The 20,402-nt window shown below is 56.8% G+C and carries 16 protein-coding genes; 10 read left to right on the top strand and 6 right to left on the bottom strand.

All coding sequences use genetic code 11. The annotated features are described in order from the left end of the window. Window position 1: 1 nt before the first annotated feature. From ugpB to LC334_RS06510, 5 genes are all read right to left on the bottom strand, one after another. Window positions 2-1,315 carry a sn-glycerol-3-phosphate ABC transporter substrate-binding protein UgpB gene (gene ugpB, locus LC334_RS06530; RefSeq protein WP_085799436.1) on the bottom strand — a complete coding sequence of 438 codons (1,314 nt, stop codon included), beginning with the start codon at window positions 1,313-1,315 and terminating at the stop codon, window positions 2-4. Window positions 1,316-1,772: 457 nt separating this feature from the next. Continuing rightward, on the bottom strand, window positions 1,773-3,881 hold the full coding sequence (locus tag LC334_RS06525) for a putative bifunctional diguanylate cyclase/phosphodiesterase (RefSeq protein WP_085799435.1): 2,109 nt from the start codon (window positions 3,879-3,881) through the stop codon (window positions 1,773-1,775). Window positions 3,882-3,886: 5 nt separating this feature from the next. Then, window positions 3,887-4,879, bottom strand: a complete 993-nt coding sequence (locus LC334_RS06520; protein WP_085799434.1) for a cytochrome-c peroxidase — start codon at window positions 4,877-4,879, stop codon at window positions 3,887-3,889. Window positions 4,880-5,104: 225 nt separating this feature from the next. After that, the gene (locus LC334_RS06515; RefSeq protein WP_085799433.1) at window positions 5,105-6,691 is read right to left on the bottom strand and encodes an ABC transporter transmembrane domain-containing protein; all 1,587 of its coding nucleotides are present in this window, start codon (window positions 6,689-6,691) and stop codon (window positions 5,105-5,107) included. Then, a complete protein-coding gene (locus LC334_RS06510) occupies window positions 6,691-7,752 on the bottom strand; it encodes a P-loop NTPase family protein (protein ID WP_085799432.1) in 1,062 nt (353 codons plus the stop codon). The genes LC334_RS06515 and LC334_RS06510 overlap by 1 nt, the downstream gene beginning before the upstream one ends. Window positions 7,753-8,071: 319 nt before the next feature. On the opposite strand from LC334_RS06510, the gene LC334_RS06505 reads away from it, so the two are divergent. Together LC334_RS06505 and LC334_RS06500 are read left to right on the top strand one after the other, a co-directional pair. Further along, complete coding sequence (locus LC334_RS06505; protein WP_085799431.1) at window positions 8,072-9,619, top strand: sensor histidine kinase; 1,548 nt, start codon at window positions 8,072-8,074, stop codon at window positions 9,617-9,619. A gap of 9 nt (window positions 9,620-9,628) precedes the next feature. Then, the gene (locus LC334_RS06500) at window positions 9,629-10,300 is read left to right on the top strand and encodes a response regulator transcription factor (protein WP_085799430.1); all 672 of its coding nucleotides are present in this window, start codon (window positions 9,629-9,631) and stop codon (window positions 10,298-10,300) included. Window positions 10,301-10,448: 148 nt separating this feature from the next. Here the strand turns inward: LC334_RS06500 and qhpR are convergent, their stop codons facing one another. After that, window positions 10,449-11,357, bottom strand: a complete 909-nt coding sequence (gene qhpR, locus LC334_RS23340; RefSeq protein ID WP_442475977.1) for an AraC-like transcriptional regulator QhpR — start codon at window positions 11,355-11,357, stop codon at window positions 10,449-10,451. Window positions 11,358-11,692: 335 nt separating this feature from the next. On the opposite strand from qhpR, the gene LC334_RS06485 reads away from it, so the two are divergent. From LC334_RS06485 to LC334_RS06450, 8 genes are all read left to right on the top strand, one after another. Further along, on the top strand, window positions 11,693-12,826 hold the full coding sequence (locus LC334_RS06485; protein ID WP_085799428.1) for an ABC transporter substrate-binding protein: 1,134 nt from the start codon (window positions 11,693-11,695) through the stop codon (window positions 12,824-12,826). Window positions 12,827-12,894: 68 nt separating this feature from the next. Then, window positions 12,895-13,980: an ABC transporter ATP-binding protein gene (locus LC334_RS06480; RefSeq protein ID WP_085799427.1), complete on the top strand. Its 1,086-nt coding sequence runs from the start codon at window positions 12,895-12,897 to the stop codon at window positions 13,978-13,980. Next, the gene (locus LC334_RS06475; protein WP_085799426.1) at window positions 13,980-14,834 is read left to right on the top strand and encodes an ABC transporter permease; all 855 of its coding nucleotides are present in this window, start codon (window positions 13,980-13,982) and stop codon (window positions 14,832-14,834) included. The genes LC334_RS06480 and LC334_RS06475 overlap by 1 nt, the downstream gene beginning before the upstream one ends. Then, on the top strand, window positions 14,834-15,649 hold the full coding sequence (locus LC334_RS06470; protein WP_085799425.1) for an ABC transporter permease: 816 nt from the start codon (window positions 14,834-14,836) through the stop codon (window positions 15,647-15,649). The genes LC334_RS06475 and LC334_RS06470 overlap by 1 nt, the downstream gene beginning before the upstream one ends. 17 nt (window positions 15,650-15,666) lie before the next feature. Beyond that, complete coding sequence (gene fabG / locus LC334_RS06465) at window positions 15,667-16,437, top strand: 3-oxoacyl-ACP reductase FabG (RefSeq protein WP_085799424.1); 771 nt, start codon at window positions 15,667-15,669, stop codon at window positions 16,435-16,437. Between the two features lie 20 nt (window positions 16,438-16,457). Beyond that, a complete protein-coding gene (locus LC334_RS06460) occupies window positions 16,458-17,462 on the top strand; it encodes a phosphotransferase enzyme family protein (RefSeq protein ID WP_217809107.1) in 1,005 nt (334 codons plus the stop codon). A gap of 89 nt (window positions 17,463-17,551) precedes the next feature. Continuing rightward, window positions 17,552-18,823, top strand: a complete 1,272-nt coding sequence (locus tag LC334_RS06455) for a class-III pyridoxal-phosphate-dependent aminotransferase (protein ID WP_085799423.1) — start codon at window positions 17,552-17,554, stop codon at window positions 18,821-18,823. Further along, on the top strand, window positions 18,823-20,400 hold the full coding sequence (locus LC334_RS06450; protein WP_085799422.1) for an aldehyde dehydrogenase family protein: 1,578 nt from the start codon (window positions 18,823-18,825) through the stop codon (window positions 20,398-20,400). The genes LC334_RS06455 and LC334_RS06450 overlap by 1 nt, the downstream gene beginning before the upstream one ends. Window positions 20,401-20,402 lie beyond the last annotated feature (2 nt).

Genomic DNA, 20,402 nt, shown 5'->3' with positions numbered 1-20,402 from the left:
TTTACTTGTTGGCGGATTCAAAGCGCCGCAGCAGTGCGTCGCCGCGCTCCTTGGCGCTGTCCATGGCCTCTTGTGCGGTCTTGTCGCCAGCCCAGATCGCCTCAAGCTCTTCGTCGATGATACCGCGGATCTGGTCGAAAGAGCCAAGCCGCAGACCCTTGGAATTGGCCGTGGGTTCCTTGGCCGTCATCTGGATCACCGCAATGTCGGTGCCTGGGTTTTCGTCATAGAAGCCTGCGGCTTCTGTCACCTTGCCGGCTTCGGCCGTGATTGGAAGATAGCCGGTGTTCTGGTGCCAGCTTGCCTGAACATTGGATGAGGACAAATACGCCAGGAACTCCCCCACACCCTTGTATTCTTCGGGCTCATGACCTTCGAGCACCCACAGCGACGCGCCGCCGATAATGGTATTCTGCGGGCTGTTGCCCACGCCTTCCCAGTAGGGCAACGGACGCACATCGAAATCGAACTGCGCTTCGGCCTTGATGCCTGCGTACCCCGCCGAGCTTTCGGTGAAGAGCGCGCATTCGCCAGACCGGAAGTTTGCACCGCCTTCGTTGCGGCGTCCGGTGTAGATAAACTTGCCATCTTTCGCCCACTCGCCCATCGCGGTCAGATGCGCCACCTGCGCCTCGCCATTCAGCATCAGCTCAGTATCAAGCCCGGCGAACCCGTTGTCTTTCGACGCAAAAGGCACGTCATGATAGGCCGAGAGATTCTCCAGATGAATCCAGCTTTGCCATGCCGTGACCAGCGGGCAATCCTCGCCACCTGCCTTCAGCGCATCCAGCGTTTCACCGACGTTCTGCCATGTAGACAGGTCCCTGTCCGGGTCGACACCTGCCGCTTCAAACGCATCGCGGTTCACCCAGAGAACCGGCGTGGAAGAGTTGAAGGGCAGCGACAGCATCTCGCCGTCGGTCGAGGTGTAATAACCTTTGACCGACCCGATATAGGCACTGGGGTCAAAGGTGGCGCCGCTTTCCGCCATGACCTCATAGACAGGCTTGGTCGCGCCCTTGGCGGACATCATCGTGGCAGTGCCGACCTCGAACACCATCAGGATGTGAGGCTGTTCGCCCGCCCGGAAGGCCGCGATGCCGGCATTCAGTGTCTCTGAATAGTTGCCCTTGTGGCTTTCGACGACCACGTAATCGCTCTGGCTGCTGTTGAATTCCTCAACCTGGGCTTTCACCAGCTCTCCTAGGCGACCCGTAAAGGCGTGCCAGAATTGCACCTCGGTTTCGGCGTTGGCCGCCAGCGGTGACAATGCGGTCCCCGCAGCCAAAAGCGTACCGATAAGTGATTTTTTCATAGTTCCTCCCATGCACGAAAGACTGTGCTTTCCAAATCTGCGAACAAAGCCGCTGCATTTTCTCAGGAATCCGACGATACAGCCGTCGCCAAGCTTTGCAAGCGATGCGGGTACGGAAGTCGCTCTAGGTGCGAATGTCTGCAAGGGCTATTCAGGTCTATTCGGAAAGCCCAGATCATCGCCAAAGCGTGCGGACTGCCCCACTGAGTGGTCCGGGTCGGTTGTCAGTGCATTGGCGGCCTCGGGCAATTGGAATGATATTTCCAAATTTGATGGCTAGTGTCCCAAGACGCTATGAGGCCAGACGGTGTAGGTCTCAGCAATACTGATGCGGCCTTAGCCCAAAAAAGCCTGTGTCTGTTGGATATTAAATCCTTCTTCGATCAGGAGCGTCGCAATGGTGTAAAGACATCAAGGGCAGCAGCTTTATGCGCTCCCACAAGCACGACAAACTCGCTCATACCGCTTTCGGACGTTTTTGCTGCGCACTTTGCTCTGTCACCCAGTCTACAACATCTTCTCTCGCCAATGGTTTGGCTGCGACATATCCTTGTATATGCGAGCAACCCAGTGCGAACAGTTTGGACCGTTCAGCATCGGTTTCAACGCCCTCCGCCAAACAACTGATCCTCAGGTTGCGACAAAGATCGATCAGTGTACGCAGGATCATTTCCTGTTCAGCGTCACTGTCGACGCCGGTAACGAAGACCCGATCTAGCTTGACGCCATCCACCCGAAACTTGCGAAGGTTCGAAATCGAGGCGTGCCCGGTTCCGAAATCATCCAGTTCGATGCGATACCCGTGACGCTTCAACTGAGCAATCGTGGCGTGAGCCGGATCTGCATCATCCCCGAACAACACGCTTTCCAGAACCTCGATTGCCAGATCTTTCGGCGACAGGCCTGCCTGAAAAAGAGCGTCATCCAGATATTCGGTCAAACCGCTGTCACGCAGCTGTTTGGCTGCGAAATTGACACTGACCCTTGGGACATCAATGCCCCTGTTGCGCCACTCGCGCAAAGCACTAATCGCTTCGCGAACCATGATGTCAGACAATCGATCCCCCAGCCCATTGTCAAACGCGAGGCTCAGGAATTGGCCGGGGCCCAGGAGGCCGCGGCTCGGATGCACCCAGCGGGCGAGCGCTTCAAAGCCGATGAGCCGGTTGCTTGCCGCGTCGACCTGTGGCTGAAAATACGCAATGATCTCGCCCCTTTCCAATCCCACACGCAATTCACGCAGGAGGGACATATCGGTCTCGAATTGCCGGCGAGTTTCTGCAGAATAGAAGGAATACCGCCCGCGCCCTGCGCCTTTGGCGATGTAGAGCGCCATATCCGCATTGGCCAATATACGTTCGATATTGGTTTCAGCTTCGTCAAGAAAGGCTATGCCGATACTGGCGCCAACATTGACAACATCATTCCAGATCTCGATCGGTTCGGAAATTGCATTGATCATGCGCTTAGCAATTCGAGCTGCGTCAGCTTCAGACTCGGTATCCATAAGAACGATAACGAACTCGTCGCCTCCGATCCGTGCAACCAGATCACTTCGACGCTTATTGTCTTCCATCGCTTTCGATGCGTGGCGCAGAATTTCATCGCCCGCGGCATGGCCGTACATGTCATTGACCTGTTTGAACCGATCTAAGTCAACATGGAAAACCGCGACTTTTCCAGCATGTTCGCCGTGCTCAGAAATCAATCTTTCAAGATGCGCCTCGAGCGCGCGACGGTTCGCCAGACCCGTCAGCTGGTCATGCATCGCCAGATGCTTTACCTGTTCGTTCGCTTGCGTCAACGCCTCCAGGGTTTCGCCGAACGCTTGCACGCCGCGCGCGATCTCACCGATTTCATCCTTGCTGAATTCACGCTCAATGCCCGGCTCGAAATTACCCTGCCTGATACGTTCCATCGACCTTGCAACACGCCCTAATGAACCAGTCAGCCCTCTACCAAACATCAGAAAGAAGAAGCCGAAAACCGCAAAGACGAGCAGCATTGAATAGAAAATGGTATCCACGCGCGATTTGTAGCGTTCGCTTTTCATGCCCGAGCGCAAGATGGCGTCGGATTTGGCCGTACGGTAGATTTCGCTCAGCGCATCGTCGGCCCTCTGCCGCAGGTGATCCAACCGGATCCGCGTTGGAATGGCCTGTTCATCAACCAGCCCAAGCGCAATTTCCGCTTCGTGTTTCCAAATTTCCGCATCGGCGGCGAACCTCTCGACCGAACGAGCAAGCTCGGGCGATTCGACGATATCTTGGATATGTGAAATTTCGTCCGTAAGCGCGCCGCGAAGCAATTGATAGCGCGCTCTCAGCGTTTGAGGCGACATAACATCGTTAAAACTTAGAATATCTCCGGAAAACGCCTCAAGAGACTTAAACGCCTCCTGCGCCCGCTCCACCGAAAATAGGAACTCATATGCTCTTTTCTCTTGAGATTGCAGGTCGTTATGAGTGCGAACGGCCTCATACGAAATCCAGGCAGTGGTTGCTGCGCCGATAACAATAAGAAGTGCAATCGGACCGAGAATGCGGTGTTTAACTGAGAGAAACATCAAACTTACTCCGCAGGCAGGGCTGGCGCGCTTACATGCGGGTCGTAGGCAGTCAGCGTATTCAGGAACGCCATGATGTCATCGATATCTCGTTCTGATATTTCAAGCGGCGTTATTGAATTATCTCTTGGGAAATTCTCCGCACCACCTTGGCGGTAGTGTACGAGCACATCACGTAATGTCGCGAGAGATCCATCATGCATATAGGGCGCGCGCAATGCTATGTTCCGCAATCCCGGCGTCTTGAACATTCCCTGGTCGTCGGAAACGATCGCTCCTCTTCCCGGATCATCACTGGGGATGCCAACCGCGTGAAAACTATGATCCGTTAGAGCCCATCCTGTGTGGCACAGCGCACAATGCGCCTCGCCGACAAAAAGCTCGAACCCGCGTTTTGCGTCTTCTGAAATAGCCGACTCGTCGCCCTGTACCCAATCATCAAACGGTGCCCAGCCTGAACGAAGCGTCCGTTGATAGGTCGAGAGCGCACCCAGCACCGTGTCACGAGTCAAGCCTTCATGGGGAAAGGCGATATTGAAAAGCCGCTGGTAGGTCGCAATCTCTGCAAGGCGATTCACCACTTCCTCAAGCGTTGCGTTCATTTCCTTTGGATGTGTGATGGGACCGACGGCCTGTTCTTCCAATGTCGAAGCGCGGCCATCCCAAAAGAGCGCGTCCGCTTCAGCCAGATTTTCGACCGTCGGCGCGTGGCGATCCAGTGGCTGGTTCAGAACGCCAATGGCGCGGGCAACAGGTGTTTCCCATCCAAACGAGGGGTTGTGGCAAGTGGCGCAGCTCATATTCTGCGCTCCTGACAGGCGCGGATCAAAAAACAACATCTTGCCCAGAGCAGCGGCTTGCGGGGAATAAGGCGCCGCCTCGGGGAAACTGATGCGAACCTGGCGTTCAAAATCTTTTCGCAAGTCACGCTGGGATGAAATTGCGGGCACCACCAGAAGGCCGGAAACCAACACTAAGCCAATGACAAATTTATACATTTACGGTGTCTCGTTTGTGTAGCTGCCTCAGCGTTCCACGTGTAGACTTCCTTAAACGCGCTAACTAAGCGTTTCCGACAGGACGTTGTTTGCCGACAAATCAATTCAAGTTCAAAGTGCGTGGTGGATCACAGGTAAATTTGGCGGATACCACATTCAAAACTAACTTTGGCACAGCTGGCAGATTACGATGCGCCGCCTGCTGAGCGCTAACCCACAGAACCTTCAGGAGTTCGTTGGGTTAATGGAATTGCCGGTACGTATGGCGTCATGAAGCCGCTGAAAATGGAACGGAACGTCTGCGGTTTCCTCGTGATCGACCACGATGATAGTGCTGTCGGTTTTTTCGGACAAAAATCGCAGCAGCCGGCCATGCTCGGGATCTGCCGCAAACCTGACGGTATCAATGACCACCAGATCGGGATTGGCCAGCGCGATGCGCACAAGGTCAATCCGCAGGCTGTCGGCAGTTGTAAGGTTGCGCGCGGCTTCGGCAACGCGCTCTTTCAACGACCTGCGGCCCTGCGGCAGCAGATGCGCAAGGCCAAAAACCTGCGCCATCTTCAGAATGGCCTCGCCTTTAGGGCGGGGTGAAATGCCCAATGTCATCGTCCGCCGGAGGCTGCCCTGCAACGCAATCGGACTGTCACCGATGAAATGGATACGCGGTAATTCCGAGGCGCCTGTGCCATAGCCAATCCGCATCTCCGACCGTTCATCCAACCCGGCAATCAGCATGGCCAGAGCGGACAGCCTCCTGGCATCACCGCCGCGTAATCGGCCAATCGACCCTGCGGCAATGGACAGGGCTACGTCTTCCCCATCCAATTTTCCCGTGGCCTCAACACCAACAGGTTGCAACGCCACGGCGGGGCTGCGCAGCCGACTATGCTGCGACAGAAGGTTCAGTGCCTTGCTTCTGGCAATGCGCCACCCGTTGAAATGATCCCAGGATACCGACACATCGCGCAGCGGCAGCGCCAAAACGCCCAGCATCGACAACAGCGCTGCAACCGTGCCCGGCGTTGTCTCCAACCGGGCGGCATGCCACAGCGCGACAGCACCGGTCACCGCCAGTCCGATTTGCGGGATTGCACTCAGCGCCCCTGCCCGCCAGGCCCGCGCGGTTGCGTCTGACCGAAGACGTTTTCCCTTCTCCTCCAATGCAGCAAGCTCTTGCTGGGTGCGCCCCATCAGATCCAACAGAGGGGCGATTGCAATCCGTTCCATCATTGCAATTGCAATGCTGGCCCGTCGGCTGCGCAATCTGCGATGAAGCAGCTCGAACCCAATGGCAGCACCGCCCATCAAGAGGATGCTCGCCCCCATCACGATGTAGCTGACCAAAGCGATGCGTGGCTCAAGCAGCCATAGGACGATCGCCGCGCCGGGCAGAACAATCGCCGCTGCAATCACCCGCGGCAGTCCCCAGCCATACCAGTTCCGCGCCGCCGTCAGATCGCCGACGAAGCGAAGCGACAATGACCCCAGCCTGCGGGCATCCAGTTCTCGCTTGCGCATCCCCGCCAGGTGTCGATAGAGCACGATGCGCAGGCTGCCGGCATAGCTTTGACCCAATCGTTCCGCACACGCCCGGCGAAGCACCTCGAGACCCGACATTCCAACACCCGAAACGATCAGCTTGAACAGGGTCCAGCTGGCTAGCGCCTCACCCACGTGCAACGCAGTAAAAGCTTCCCGCGTGGCAAAAACCCCGACCCCGAGAAAGATCGCCTGACCAATGCTCAGCAACGGCAGGGCGACCGCATCCGAAATGCGGTCCCCTGTCAGAAATTTTGGCAGCCCGCTCATCACGCAGCACTCAGCGCCAGTTGCCGCACATGGCGCGCGACCAGCTTCGACACGACCGCACGATCCCAAAGCTCTTCGCGCGACAGGATCGGCAAACCGGTGATTTGCGCCGCCTCGGCACTGGCCAGGGGGGAGCAACTGACCATCCCGGAAATTGCGAAGGGGCTAAGACCGTAGCGTTCAAGAACTGTCACCCCGCCAAAGGCACCAAGTGCGTCGGGCGCGGCGAACAGGATACCATCAAGCCGCTCGCGAATCCGGGATTGGTTGAGGATCGCCCGTGTCTCCCTCTGAAAGACACCATCGGCGATTTCGACAACCACCATATTGGCCCCATTTTCAGCTGCCGTCGCCACCAGCGTGTCAAAACCACGTTCGATCCGCTCCAGCGGCATCTTGTAGGTGGTTGCCATACCGGCATCGGTGAAATCGGTGACCGGAATGCCCGCATCCTCGAAGGCATTGAAATCACCAAAGGCGCCGGTGCCCGTGGCCTTGATCCCCGCGACGGTATGGCCCGCGCGCCGCAGCCCGTGCGCCAGGCTGGCCGCGGCGGTGGTTTTGCCCGAATTCATCGAGGCCCCGAATACACCAATAACCGTCACATCGTTATTGGGCGCCTTGGTCGGCAGCGCGTAATCCGCGACATTCATCGCCTTGCCCTGCGCATTGGTAAGCAGTCCCAAGGGCTGGACTGACGTTGGCCGGTTCATGCGCTGATGCGCGGCCACGACATGTCCAACGATACCGCCACCAGCGGCCAGCTGCATCGGACCGTCTTTCAGCTCAGCCTTGCAATGGAACTGATCGGGCGCGTAGCGGTCACCAAGGCACAGCACGACGAGGTCCCCGGGATAGCTGGCCGAGTTGCGACGATCAGAGAGTTGAATGTTCTTGTGCTGGCCGACCTCCAGAATTTTGCACAGCACCATGTCGCCCACGACGGCGGTTTTGTAGTCCTTATTCAGATATGTGGCATCCTCTTTGTTCGCGCGGCGTGTGGTAAAGGCCCATTTCGCGTTGGCAAGGATTTGAGTTGCGTGGATAGATTGAAAAGTCATGGTCAGGTCCTCTGATTGCTGGTTTTGATGACCTCAATCTGGACAATCCCGCTGACTGCGACTTGTATGACCCGTTAAAGCTATTCAACGCCTACATGAACGAATTCTGACAAAGGGATGAAGGTTTCCAACACAGGCATGGCCCGTTCATCTAACGTTCATCTTTCGGTCAGGACGTGGTCATGTCGCATGTATTATCAAGCATATAGGCGGCCCGGATAAACGTTATGTGCGGTACGTTTCACTGTCCCCAAACCTCTTGCCGTTGGCATAACACTCTGACATTCCAAACCACCACTCGCGGGAAGCACATCGATCCATGAAAATTGCCCATATCGTCAATATTTTTGCGTTCGTTGTGCTGCTGGTCGCTACGGCCAGCGTGTCGGTTGCCATCTGGGCCGCCAAACAAAGCGATTTCCACAACTATCGGATTTCGCTTGCGCACAAGTCCTATGAACAACACCTGCAGCTTACGGCGGACACTTACCTGTTGTTCAAACGGTTCGGCGACCTGCTTCTGGTAGGCGATTCCGATCGTGTGCAAGACGTAAATGAGATCACCGAGCGTCTGAACATGCACCTCTCCGGCATTCGCAGCACGATCGAAGATGAAATAAGGCTTGTTGGCGACGAAGAGCTGGAAGAGCTTGAGCTGCTGGATGAGGTCGAAGACGTTATCGAAGACCTGTCTTCGTTGTTTCAGCGTGCCCTCGCCCGGGAAGACATTGATGACATTCGGTCGAACTGGCGTGAGTTTTCGCTGGTTCTTAACGACAACATCAAGAACGATTTCCGCGAACTGATCTCTGTGGCGCTCGAGGAAGAAGAAGAAGAGGTGGCCGAAACCGAGGCCGAAGCACGCGCCCAGATGGAGCTGGTTCGTCGAATTGCCTTCATCTTGGCCGGCGTTTTTCTTCTGATCACGATAAGCACGCTTGTGATCTTTCGGCGCGAATTCACCCGCCCTTTCGAAGATCTGCTAAACGGTGTGCGCAAGTTTGCCGCCGGTGATTTTTCAACCAAAATCGAACTCAAAGGCCGAAGCGAGCTTTCGGAAATAGGCTTGGTTCTGGATGAAATGTCCGAGGTCGTCGCCGCGCGCACGAAAAACCTGACTATGCAGAACGAGGAACTTGAACAAGCCGTCAGGCAACGCACTGAAACGCTTGAAAAACTTCTGACCGAAGCGCGGAAGTCCGAAGAAACCCGCCGCCAACTGCTGGCGGATGTCAGCCATGAACTGCGAACACCGCTGACCGTGATTCAAGGCGAAAGCGATATCGCATTGCGTGGCGCCGACAAGACCATCGATGAGTATAAAGAGGCTCTGGGCCGAACCCGCATGGCCGCAAATCACACGGCAAATCTGGTTAGCGATCTATTGTTCATATCTCGCAAGGATTCCGGCTCGCTGCGCCTGTCGCTCGAACCCGTTGATCTATCCAGACTGATCTATGATGCCATTACACTATCCGGTCTTGATGTCAGGTTTACGCCGCCATCTGAAACCACCATGATCCGGGCCGATGGCCAAAGGCTCAAGCAGGCCATGCTGGCCTTGTTGGAAAACGCAAGACATCATGGCGGAAGCACGATCGAGGTGACTCTGGACACCTATCCCAACTCGGTGGAAATTGCCGTATCAGACGACGGGCCGGGCATCAGCGACGAGGAAAAGGAACTAGCCTTCGAACGGTTCTTCCGCGGCTCCAACGCGGCCAGCCGTTACACCGAAGGGCTGGGGCTTGGTTTGCCAATCGTTCGCTCAATTGCCGAAGCACATAACGGCTCGGCCTCTATCCATGACCGGACGACCGGGGGCACGACGATCATGCTAACCATTCCCAAAACGCCACAGAGCTAGAGGGTATTGATGAACATATTACTTGTCGAGGACGAGGAGCCTGTCGCAGATTTCATACGCCGTGGCCTCAAGGCCGAGGGATACAGCGTCGAGCATGCCAATGACGGCGAACTGGCATTGGAGTTCCTGCAGTCGCGCGACTTCGATGTCGTAGTACTTGACCTCATGCTGCCGGGAATTTCAGGCACGGAAGTTTGCCGCAAGATGCGCGCCCGTGCAAACCAGACGCCCGTGCTGATGCTGACCGCACTGGATTCCACCGATGAACGTGTGGCCGGATTGCGTATCGGCGCCGATGACTACCTGCCCAAACCCTTCGACTTCGAAGAACTCCTTGCGCGGCTGGAGGCGTTGCACAGGCGCAAAACTAACTATTTGGCAAAAGATGAAGACAAAATGATCACCCACAGGGGTCTGTCCTTTGATCCCTATGCACTGGAATTCTACGTCGACGGGGAGCCGGTTTCGCTTTCAAGCAAAGAGCGGGAGCTGGCGGTCTTGCTGCTCAAAAATGTTGGACGTGCGCTTAGCCGCGAACGCATCCTGAACGCGGTATGGGGAACGCAGGCGGATCCGATGACGAATATTGTTGATGTCTATATTGGCCGGCTTCGCAAGAAATTCGGCCAGCAGGGAGAAACCATTGTCACCCTGAGAGGGGCGGGATACCGGCTTGATTGAACTGGCATGCGCCTTTGCGCGGCGCATACCTGATCGAGCATCAAAAACACTCAGGATTATAGCCATTCGCAACCGCAAGAGACCTCTGCGTCGGAAAAGCGGGTAGGTCAACCTTTACAGAGTCGGAGATCAGATGGCGCCTTCGAGATCAGTTTGCAGAGACACGGCGGTATCTTTGAGGACTCATCCCTGTCCAGTTGCGGAAGGCGCGGGAAAATGCAGATAATTCAGAATAGCCAAGGTTAAACGCAATCTCGGTTAGCGGCATGCTGGGATCATCCATGTAATGAAGCGCCAACTCGTGCCGGGCCGCCCTGAGAATATCGTTGTATGACAAACCATGCTTGCGCAGTCGCTTCTGAAAAGACAAGCTTGGCATGCCCAGGATGGAAGCAATCTCACACAGGCTTGGGATGCTGCTGCCCAGCTGCATCTTGATTTCGTTTCGCACAACCGTGGCAAAATCCACCGGATCGTCCGACGTCTTGCACCGGCTTTCCATAAATGCCTTAACCATAGAGAACAGGTAGGGGTCATGCGCCGGCATCTTGGCGTCCAGATCACTGCGACGAAAGGCAATGGCATTCGTCCGGCGATTGAACACAACCGGTGCATTAAAAGCCGTTTCGTGTTCATGGGCGTTTTCAGGAGCGGCGTGTTCGAACCGCACTTCCAGCGGCGCCCAGTCGTCGCCGAGGGCGGCCCGGAACACATTGCAGAACATGCCAAGCGACAGTTCCGCATCCTGGCGCCGATTGCGGATACGCGGATCAAGTATGCGGTAGCTGAGCCACAGAATGCCGTCATCCTGAATCAGCCCAAAGCTGGTTTGTTCCTGATGCGCCGGGAAAAATGTCTCCATATTGCGCAGGCCGGCGGCCAGGGTAGGCGAACTGATGGCGGAATATCCCAGCATACCCAGTTGCTGCGGTTGAAAATGCCGGCCAAACTGCAAACCGATATTGTCATTATGTGTCTGAGCGGCCGCCGTTTCGAACATTTTGCAGTATTGCGACAGATTGATTTCGGAAACTGGGCTGTCGAGTTCTTCCTGCATAATTCCGGCATCACCGAAAATCCGATCCAGACATCCGCCATTAGCTTCGAAAATCTGTGCCGCGCCATCGGCAGCGGCTGACAGCACCTTTGCAGGGGCCGTGACTTCGGAACTGTCCGCGATCGTACTCATGTGAAAACCGATTCGTAACTTGGATATTGCAGCATACGCCAAGTTCAAACTTCTGCAAAATATGGGCCCTGAGCGACACACTCACCACCAAACACACCAGGCCTGCTGTTAAATTTCAGACCTCAGATGTCAAGTCAGCCGCATGGATAGCTGTCTACGCTACGTACACTAGCAAAAAAATTGGCCAACAACAGGGAAAGACTATGACACTTACCAGAAGACAATTCACGGGCCGAGCTGCAGCGGTAGCAGGCCTTGCTGTCGGTGGACCGTTGTCGCCCGCCTTTGCGGCCCGCAACGATCAAATGAACATTCTGTGCTGGGAAGGATACAACTCGGACGAGGTTCTGGGGCCGTTTCGCTCGGCGAACCCGGGAGCAACCGTTCGCGCAGAAAGCGGCACATCCGATCCGGACATGATCAACAAGCTGCGCGCGGGCGAAACATCGGTCTGGGATCTGATCAACGTGAACCAGCCTTGGGCACGCGACCAGCTGTATCCCGAAGGGCTGATCAAGCCGCTGAACAAAGACCGGTTCATGCCCTATTTCGACAAAATGCTGCCGGAGTTTGCCAAGCCTTATCCGCTGTCCTTTGCTGATGACGGCAACCTGATCGGCTTGCCGCAGCGCTATGGACCCTTCAGTTTTGTCGTGAACACAGATGTAATCAGCCGCGAGATGGCGGAAGATCAGGGATGGAACCTGTTTCTCGATCCTGCGATGAAAGACCGCTATGGCGTGTTGACCTACGACAACTGGAACGTCATCCATATGTGCCTGACCGCTGGCCTGAACCCGTTTGCCCCGGTCGAAGGCGCTGATGTGGACAAGTTCCGTGATACGGCCAACGCAATCTTCGGCGGCGCCAAGCTTCTGACCGACGATCTTGTGGCAATGAATACCGCGCTGATCAACGGTGAGATCGACGCTTACTTCACAGGCGGAACCTACACGGCCTCGCCCGCCAGATATGATGGCGCAACAAATATCCGGGGCATTACACCCAATTCCGGGCCGGTCGACGGTAAGGGCGGTGTTGTGTGGATCGAACTGACCTCGGCGGTCAACAACCCCGATCCCAGCAATCTGGCCGAGGATTTCCTCGAGTTCGTGCAATCGGCGGATATTTCCAAGGCCGTGGCCTTTACCGAGGGCACTTACAACCCGGTCTCGCAGATGGGCAACCCAGAAGTCATGTCGCTGTTCGACGAGGAAGAATTGGATGCGATCCAGATGGACAGCCTAGCGGATGAGATGGGCCGGTCACTGGATTATGAAGTCGTGACATCCTACGATACGCTGATCGAGATTTACACCGAAGCGCGCCGGTCTTGATCACCGAGACTCTCTGGGGCGTCATCGCCCCGGAGGCCTCCTGATTTTACCGTATCCAGGAATAAATAATGCAATCGCAACCCATCTTGCGTCTTCGAAACGTCGTGAAGAAATTCGGATCATTCACCGCATTGCACGGTGTGGATCTCGATATCGAAGAAGGCGAATTCTTTACCATCGTGGGTCCATCCGGCAGTGGCAAATCCACCATGATCCGCCTTCTTGTCGGGATGGACGAGGTGACGGATGGAGAAATCTGGTTGCGTGACAACCGGATTGATCAGACGCCGGCAAACCTGCGGCCCACCTGCATGGTGTTCCAATCGCTAGCGCTTTTCCCGCACATGAGCGTGGGTCAGAACATCGAATTCCCGTTGAAGCTGCGCAACAGCCCGCCTGCCGATCGCAAGAAGCGCGCGCTGGAACTGCTGGACCTGCTTCGCCTGCCGCACAGCTATTACGACAAGCGCATTTCGCAATGTTCGGGAGGCGAAAAACAACGTGTGGCGCTGGCCCGTGCGCTGGCGTTCGATCCCGAGATCCTGTTTTTCGACGAACCCCTCTCGGCGCTTGATTATCGTCTACGCAAGACGTTGGAAAAAGAGCTGAAATCATTGCATTCCCGTACCGGGAAAACCTTTGTCTACATCACCCATTCGCTGGAAGAGGCGATGGTCATGTCGGATCGGATCGCGATCATGAAAGAAGGGCAATTCGAGCAGATTTCCGTCGCCGATGAAATATATGGCCGTCCGGTCAGTCGCTTCGTGGCCGAGTTCATGGGCGAGGTGAACCTGTTTGAGATCGAAGGCACCACAACCGGCGGGCTGCACGGCAAGGGAATTGAGATCCACGTTAACGGCGATGCCCGCGATTTTGGCCTCGCGCTTGAGAACGGTACTACAGGCACCCTGATGGTGCGGCCCGAATATGTGCGTTTTCTGACCAGTTCAGCCACGGCGGATTTTGTCGTGCGTGGCATTCTGCGAGCCGACTACGCGTTGGGGTCACGTATCCAATACGAGGTGGAAACTTCGGCCGGACAGATCCTGACAATCGAGAAACTGCGTGAAGACCGCTTTGATGGCCCGGAGGGATCGGAAGTGATCCTCGGGTTCGACACCGAAAACGTGCATCTGATCAGGGGCGCATGATGGAAAGGATCGACCGCAAACTGGGGTTTCTTTCCGCGCTGCCACTGGGCATCATCCTCGTCCTTAGCTTCCTGGCGCCGATGGTGGTGGTCGCCCTGTTTTCGATCATGCCGCCGAAAGTGTTCGACCTGGCGCATATCCCCAATTTCGCGGCTTATTCAGTGTTTTTCGACCAAGGTTATTACAAGTCGCTTCTGTGGTCGCTCGGCATGGCCCTGGCCTCAACCGCCATTCTCTTCGTGATCTGCTGGCCGCTGGCCTATGGGATGGCAAAAGTTTTTGGCCGGTTCTCGCTGATCCTGACCATCGCCGTGGTCATGAGCCTCTTTGTGTCGGAGAACATCCGCTTGTTTGGATGGGTGTTGACGCTGATGAAAGGCGGGCTGTTCGAAGGGCATTTACGCGCCCTGACCGGCATTGGCTTTGACAGCCCGCTCTATAACACCGGGATCATCATCTTTGGACTGGTCTATGTCTACCTGCCGTTCATGTTGTTTCCGCTGGCTCAGGGCATCTCGATGGTGCCCGACGACGCCCGTCAGGCGGCGGCTGATCTGGGCGCCACGCGCTGGCAGATCCTGCGTCAGATCGACTTACCGCTGGCGGCACCGGGGATCATGGTCGGATCGCTTTTGTCTTTTGTGCTGGCAGCGGGCGCACTGGCCGAATCCAAGATCCTTGGCGGCCAGGCGGTGATCGTGATTGCCGACGATATCGAAACCGCCTTTACCTTCGGGCAGAACTGGCCGCTGGGGGCCGCGCTTTCGATGATCCTGATCGTGATCATCGGCGGGTTGGCAATCTTTGGCGTGAACCGGATCGACCTGGACGCGATCATGGGGAGGAAACGCTGATGAACCCTTCCCGCTCCACACGGATCGCGCTTTATATCTATGGCGTCGTGACGATTGCCTTTCTGTACCTGCCATTGGTGTCGGTCGGGTTTGCGTCGATTTCCAAGGCCCGATATCTCAGTTTTCCAATCAAGCGCTATTCGACCAAATGGTACGGTGATGCCCTGCAATCCGATACAGTACGCGATCTGTTATTCACGTCGCTCAAGGTTGCAGTAATTGTAACCATTATTTCGATGGTCGTGGCATTCTTTGGCGCGCTGGCTTTCGCCCGATATCACTGGCGGTATCGCACGCTGTTTCAAAAACTCATCCTGCTGCCCATCTTCTTTCCGCAGACGGTGCTGGGACTGGCACTGCTGATGTGGTTCAACTCGGTCGGGATCATCCCGACCTGGAAAACCGCCATTGTTGCGCATCTGGTCTGGATCGCCCCCATCGCGACGCTGATCGTGGCCATCCGTGCCTATAGCTTCGACCCGGCCCTGGAAGAGGCGGCACGCGATATGGGCGCCGGGACCTGGACGATCTTCCGCGAAATCACACTGCCGCTTCTGATGCCGGGGATCGTGTCGGCGGGGCTTTTCGCATTCCTGCTAAGCTGGGGCAACTTTCCCCTGTCACTCTTCACCACCGGGGCGGATTCGACCTTGCCGGAATGGCTCTACGCCAAGATGGTTTCGGGGTATTCACCACTGGTACCGACGCTCGGGGTCATGTCGGTTGTGGGATCTTTCCTACTCATCTTGCTGGCCTTCAGCATCGCGTGGCTTGTGCGCTCGGTACGGGAATCCCGCGCCGCAGAAAACGGATAACAAAATAAGGAGGTATCATGCTTACATCACTCAAGGGGAAAAGCGTCATCGTTACCGGTGGCTCCAAAGGTATCGGGCGAGGCATCGCAACCGTCTTTGCGCGGCAGGGCGCAAATGTCACCATCACTGCCCGCGGTGAAGAGGCGCTGAAATCCGCCGCGTCCGAGATCGAAGGCAATGTCAGCTATGAGATCTGCGATGTCTCGGACTGGGACAGCGTGCAGGCGATGGTGGGTAATGTTGCCGCAAAACAGGGTGGCATAGATGTGATGTGCGCCAATGCCGGCGCCTTTCCGCAAACCAAGATCGTCGATATGGACCCGACCGAATGGGATGGGGTCATGGCCACCAACCTGCGCTCGTCTTTCCTGTGTGTGAAGGCCGCGATCCCACATTTCGAAAAGGCGGGCAAGGGGCGGGTTGTGCTAACCTCGTCGATCACCGGACCGGTCACCGGCTTCCCGGGTTGGGCACATTACGGCGCCTCTAAATCGGGGCAGCTTGGGTTCCTGAAAACCGCCGCGATGGAGCTGTCACGCTACAACACAACGATCAACGCAGTCATGCCCGGCAACATTTATACCGAGGGTCTGCAGGATCTGGGACAGGAATATCTGGATACGATGGCAGCATCCATCCCGCTCAAACGGCTGGGCAATGTCGAAGATATCGGTAACGCGGCACTGTTCTTTGCCTCGGACGAAGCGGCCTACATCACCGGGCAGCAGATTGTCGTGGATGGCGGGCAGATCATTCCGGAATCGCTGGAAGCCATCGAAGAGATTTAATCAACCCGGAAGGGAAAACCATGTCAGGACATGATATGCCGCTTGAGGAGCTCCTCAAGCATCTGGAGAGGCTCGCCAACAAGTCGCTTAGCCTGTGGGACCTGCCCGAAGGGGCGCGGGCACGGCTGATCAACGTATCCGAAAATGCGACGTATCTGGTTGAGGCCGACAGCGGCTATAAAGCTGTTCTTCGTGTGCATCGCGAAAACTATCACAGCCGCCGTGCCATTGAATGCGAACTCGAATGGATCGCGGCCCTGGCCGAGGCAGATGCAGTTGTAACGCCGGGCCATTACCTGGGCCGTGATGGTCAGGCTATACAAAAGGGTCGCATCGAGGGGCTGCCCGACCCGCGTTACATGGTCCTGTTTCATTTTGTAGAAGGCGCTGAACCCGACGAAAGCGGCGATCTGGCTGGCCCTTTCGAAGAACTGGGAGAGATCGCTGCACGCACTCACATACATTCCGTTGGTTGGCAAAAACCGGATGACTTTGAACGCCTCACCTGGGATCTGAACGCGGTCTTCGGTGGCAACCCCACCTGGGGCAACTGGCGCGACGGGCCCAACGTGGACATGGCGGTCAGCAAGGTGTTGGAACAGGTCGAAAGCATGGTCATACGTCGCCTCGAAGCTTTTGGCCAAACCCCGGATCGCTACGGGTTGATCCATGCGGATATGCGTCTGGCGAACCTTTTGATCGACGAGAGCGGCACCCGTTTGATTGACTTCGACGACTGCGGTTTCGGCTGGTTCCTCTATGATTTCGCCGCCGGTATCAGCTTTATGGAGGATGATCCGCGCATCCCCGAGCTCAAATCCGCGTGGGTGCGCGGTTACCGTAAAATGCGCCCGCTCAGCGATGCCGAAGAGGCCGAAATTGACACGTTCGTCATGTTGCGGCGTCTGGCGCTTCTGGCCTGGATAGGGAGCCATATCGAGGCCCCGGAGCCACAGGCGCTTGCACCCGATTTTGCGCGCGTCACAGCAGAACTCGGCACTGCTTACCTTGAGGCTTTCACCTGACCGTCGGTTGTCAAAGAAACGCGATCTGCTGTCAAGCTGGTGCGTCGGGAATCGCCCTAACTGGAGGTATCTGCTGAAAGGACACGCCCATGTCTCAGGCCAAGACAGAATTCCTGGACCGTTCGAAAACCTTCTGGAATCCCGGCAAAACCCAGGACTGGATCGATATGGGCGTCGACCTCGTGATCGACCGGCGCGAGGGCTATTATCTCTTTGACATGGACGGTCGTCGGCTGATCGACCTGCATCTGAACGGCGGCACCTACAATCTGGGCCACCGTCACCCAGAACTGGTCGAGGTGCTCAAAGCCGGCACCGAGCGGTTCGACATGGGCAACCATCATTTTCCAGCTTTGGCGCGCACCGCTTTGGCCGAGGCGTTGCAAGCCTGCGCACCCGGACCACATTTCAAGTACACAGCTTACGGATCGGGCGGCGGTGAGGCGATTGACATTGCGATAAAAACCGCCCGTCACGCCGCCCAGAAGAAAAAAATCGTATCAATCGTTAAGGCCTATCATGGCCATACCGGCCTGGCGGTAAAAACTGGCGATGATCGGTTTTCCAAACTGTTCCTGTCACATGACACCGCAGGGGAATTCGTCCAGGTGCCGTTCAACGACCTGACCGCCATGGAAGACGCGCTCAAGGACCGCGATGTGGCCGCGGTGATCATGGAGACGATCCCCGCCACCTACGGTTTCCCAATGCCGCAGGAAGGATATCTGCCGTCGGTCAAATCGCTGTGCGAGAAATATGACGCGCTATACATCGCCGACGAAGTCCAGACCGGTTTGATGCGCACCGGTGAGATGTGGGGCTGCACCAAATACGGGGTCGAACCGGACATCATGGTCACCGGCAAAGGTATTTCGGGCGGGATGTACCCCATTGCCTGCGTCCTAATTTCCGAAAAATGCGGTGGCTGGCTGAAAGAGGACGGGTTTGGCCATATCTCGACCATGGGCGGCGCCGAACTGGGCTGTGTCGTAGCCATGAAGACGCTGGAGATCGTGCAGCGTCCCGAGGTGCGCACCATGGTGCGCTACATCTCGGATTATCTGCGCGCGGGCCTGAATGACATCATGGCGGCCTTCCCGGATTTCTTCATCGGTATCCGCCAGCATGGTGTGATCATGGGCCTCGAGTTCAACCACCCCCAAGGCGCCAAGCCGGTAATGAAACACCTTTACGAAAACGGTGTCTGGGCGATCTTCTCGACCCTCGATCCTCGCGTGCTGCAGTTCAAACCGGGGCTGCTCCTGACACAGGCCGATGCCGAGGAGGTGCTGCGCCGGGTGGCCATCGCGATCGAACTGGCCCGCGCCGAGGTCATGGGCGGCCGGCGGAGGATGGTGTGATGGAAGCATCCCTTTTTAATTCTCTGATCGATATTTCCGAAAGCCCCGCTGCGTCGCGCGGACAGGCGGATCTGATGCTGGAACGTGCCCGCTGGGCGGCCACCGTCTTTGACCGCTACGACCGCGACGCCACCATGCGCATCGTGGATGCCGTGGCGCAGGCGGCCCACGAACACGCAGCCGAATTTGCAAAAAAGGTCGTTGCGGAAAGCGGCTTTGGCGTGGCTGAACACAAGAAGATCAAGAACGAGTTGACCGCGAAGCCGCTGGTCGATTTCTACCGCGATCAGGACTACGTCAATCTGCGCATCGACGAGACGCGCAAGATTGTCGAAATCCCGCGACCGGCCGGGGTGGTCTTTGCGCTAACGCCTTCGACCAATCCGATTGCGACGATCAACTATAAGGTGCTGCTGTGCCTGATGACGCGCAATGCCATCGTAATGTCACCGCATCCGGCGGTGCGCGAAACAAGTATCGAAGCCGTTCGCATTCTGGCCCGCGCGGCCGAAGAAGCTGGCGCCCCGGCTGGCGTCATCCAGGTGCTTGAACAACCATCGATCCCGCTTGTCGATGCGTTCATGGGATCGGACAAGACCAATGTCATCCTGGCAACCGGCGGCACGCCGATGGTGCGGGCGGCGTATTCTTCCGGGAATCCGGCCATAGGTGTAGGGCCGGGAAACGCGCCCGTTTTCGTCGATGCCAGCGCCGATGTCACCAAGGCGGCGCAGCGCATCGTCGCCTCAAAAAGCTTCGACAATTCAGTGCTGTGCACCAATGAAAGCGTGCTGATCACGCTGCCCGAGGTCGAAAACCAGCTCAAGATGGCGCTGAAATCCTCTGGCGCGTACATCTGCTCGGATGAAGATACGGCGGCGCTGCGCCGGTTCCTGTTTCATCCCCGTGGCTTCAATGTCGAGGCGATAGGCCGGGATGCTACTTGGATTGCACAGGAATGCGGCATCCGTGTTCCTACAAACACCAAAATTCTGGTCGCGCCCATCACTCAGATCGGGGTGGAAGAGCCGATGTCGCGCGAAAAACTCTGCCCGGTGCTGGCGATGCATGTGGCGAAGACACGCTCGCAGGCCCTCTCCCAGTCTCGCGCCGTTTTGCGCCTGACCGGCGCCGGGCATTCGGCGGCAATCCACACCAAGGACGAGGCGTCGGCGATAGATTACGCCAGCACGGTCGAGGTCTACCGCGTGGTCGTCAACGCGCCTTGTTCGCAGGGTGCGGCCGGATTCGCCACCAATCTGGCGCCGACTTTTACAATCGGCACGGGCTTTTTCGGGCGCTCATCGATTGGCGAAAACGTCGGACCGCAGCATTTGGTGCACTGGACCCGGGTCGCCTATAATTCGGACACCGATGAAAGCTTCGGAAATTATCAGGAGATCGGGCGTGGCTTTCGTGGGGCGTTGCCCCCTGCTCCCGCCGATGGGGTGCCGGGATCGGCACCTGCAGCGCCACCTGCGCCACAGCCTTCGGCCATCTCTTCGATCGACAGTGCCACCAAAGACGAGCTTCGCCGCCTGATCGCCGCCGAGCTGCGCGACCTTTTGAGAAAGTAGAC

This window comes from Roseovarius aestuarii, assembly GCF_019966515.1.
Classification (GTDB): domain Bacteria; phylum Pseudomonadota; class Alphaproteobacteria; order Rhodobacterales; family Rhodobacteraceae; genus Roseovarius; species Roseovarius aestuarii.
This window is presented reverse-complemented; position numbering and strand designations above follow the sequence as displayed.

Bases quoted from the DNA above. Each gene is read 5' to 3' on its own strand.
- ugpB (WP_085799436.1), bottom strand. From the start codon at position 1,315: ATGAAAAAATCACTTATCGGTACGCTTTTGGCTGCGGGGACCGCATTG.
- LC334_RS06525 (WP_085799435.1), bottom strand. From the start codon at position 3,881: ATGTTTCTCTCAGTTAAACACCGCATTCTCGGTCCGATTGCACTTCTT.
- LC334_RS06520 (WP_085799434.1), bottom strand. From the start codon at position 4,879: ATGTATAAATTTGTCATTGGCTTAGTGTTGGTTTCCGGCCTTCTGGTG.
- LC334_RS06515 (WP_085799433.1), bottom strand. From the start codon at position 6,691: ATGAGCGGGCTGCCAAAATTTCTGACAGGGGACCGCATTTCGGATGCG.
- LC334_RS06510 (WP_085799432.1), bottom strand. From the start codon at position 7,752: ATGACTTTTCAATCTATCCACGCAACTCAAATCCTTGCCAACGCGAAA.
- LC334_RS06505 (WP_085799431.1), top strand. From the start codon at position 8,072: ATGAAAATTGCCCATATCGTCAATATTTTTGCGTTCGTTGTGCTGCTG.
- LC334_RS06500 (WP_085799430.1), top strand. From the start codon at position 9,629: ATGAACATATTACTTGTCGAGGACGAGGAGCCTGTCGCAGATTTCATA.
- qhpR (WP_442475977.1), bottom strand. From the start codon at position 11,357: ATGCAGGAAGAACTCGACAGCCCAGTTTCCGAAATCAATCTGTCGCAA.
- LC334_RS06485 (WP_085799428.1), top strand. From the start codon at position 11,693: ATGACACTTACCAGAAGACAATTCACGGGCCGAGCTGCAGCGGTAGCA.
- LC334_RS06480 (WP_085799427.1), top strand. From the start codon at position 12,895: ATGCAATCGCAACCCATCTTGCGTCTTCGAAACGTCGTGAAGAAATTC.
- LC334_RS06475 (WP_085799426.1), top strand. From the start codon at position 13,980: ATGGAAAGGATCGACCGCAAACTGGGGTTTCTTTCCGCGCTGCCACTG.
- LC334_RS06470 (WP_085799425.1), top strand. From the start codon at position 14,834: ATGAACCCTTCCCGCTCCACACGGATCGCGCTTTATATCTATGGCGTC.
- fabG (WP_085799424.1), top strand. From the start codon at position 15,667: ATGCTTACATCACTCAAGGGGAAAAGCGTCATCGTTACCGGTGGCTCC.
- LC334_RS06460 (WP_217809107.1), top strand. From the start codon at position 16,458: ATGTCAGGACATGATATGCCGCTTGAGGAGCTCCTCAAGCATCTGGAG.
- LC334_RS06455 (WP_085799423.1), top strand. From the start codon at position 17,552: ATGTCTCAGGCCAAGACAGAATTCCTGGACCGTTCGAAAACCTTCTGG.
- LC334_RS06450 (WP_085799422.1), top strand. From the start codon at position 18,823: ATGGAAGCATCCCTTTTTAATTCTCTGATCGATATTTCCGAAAGCCCC.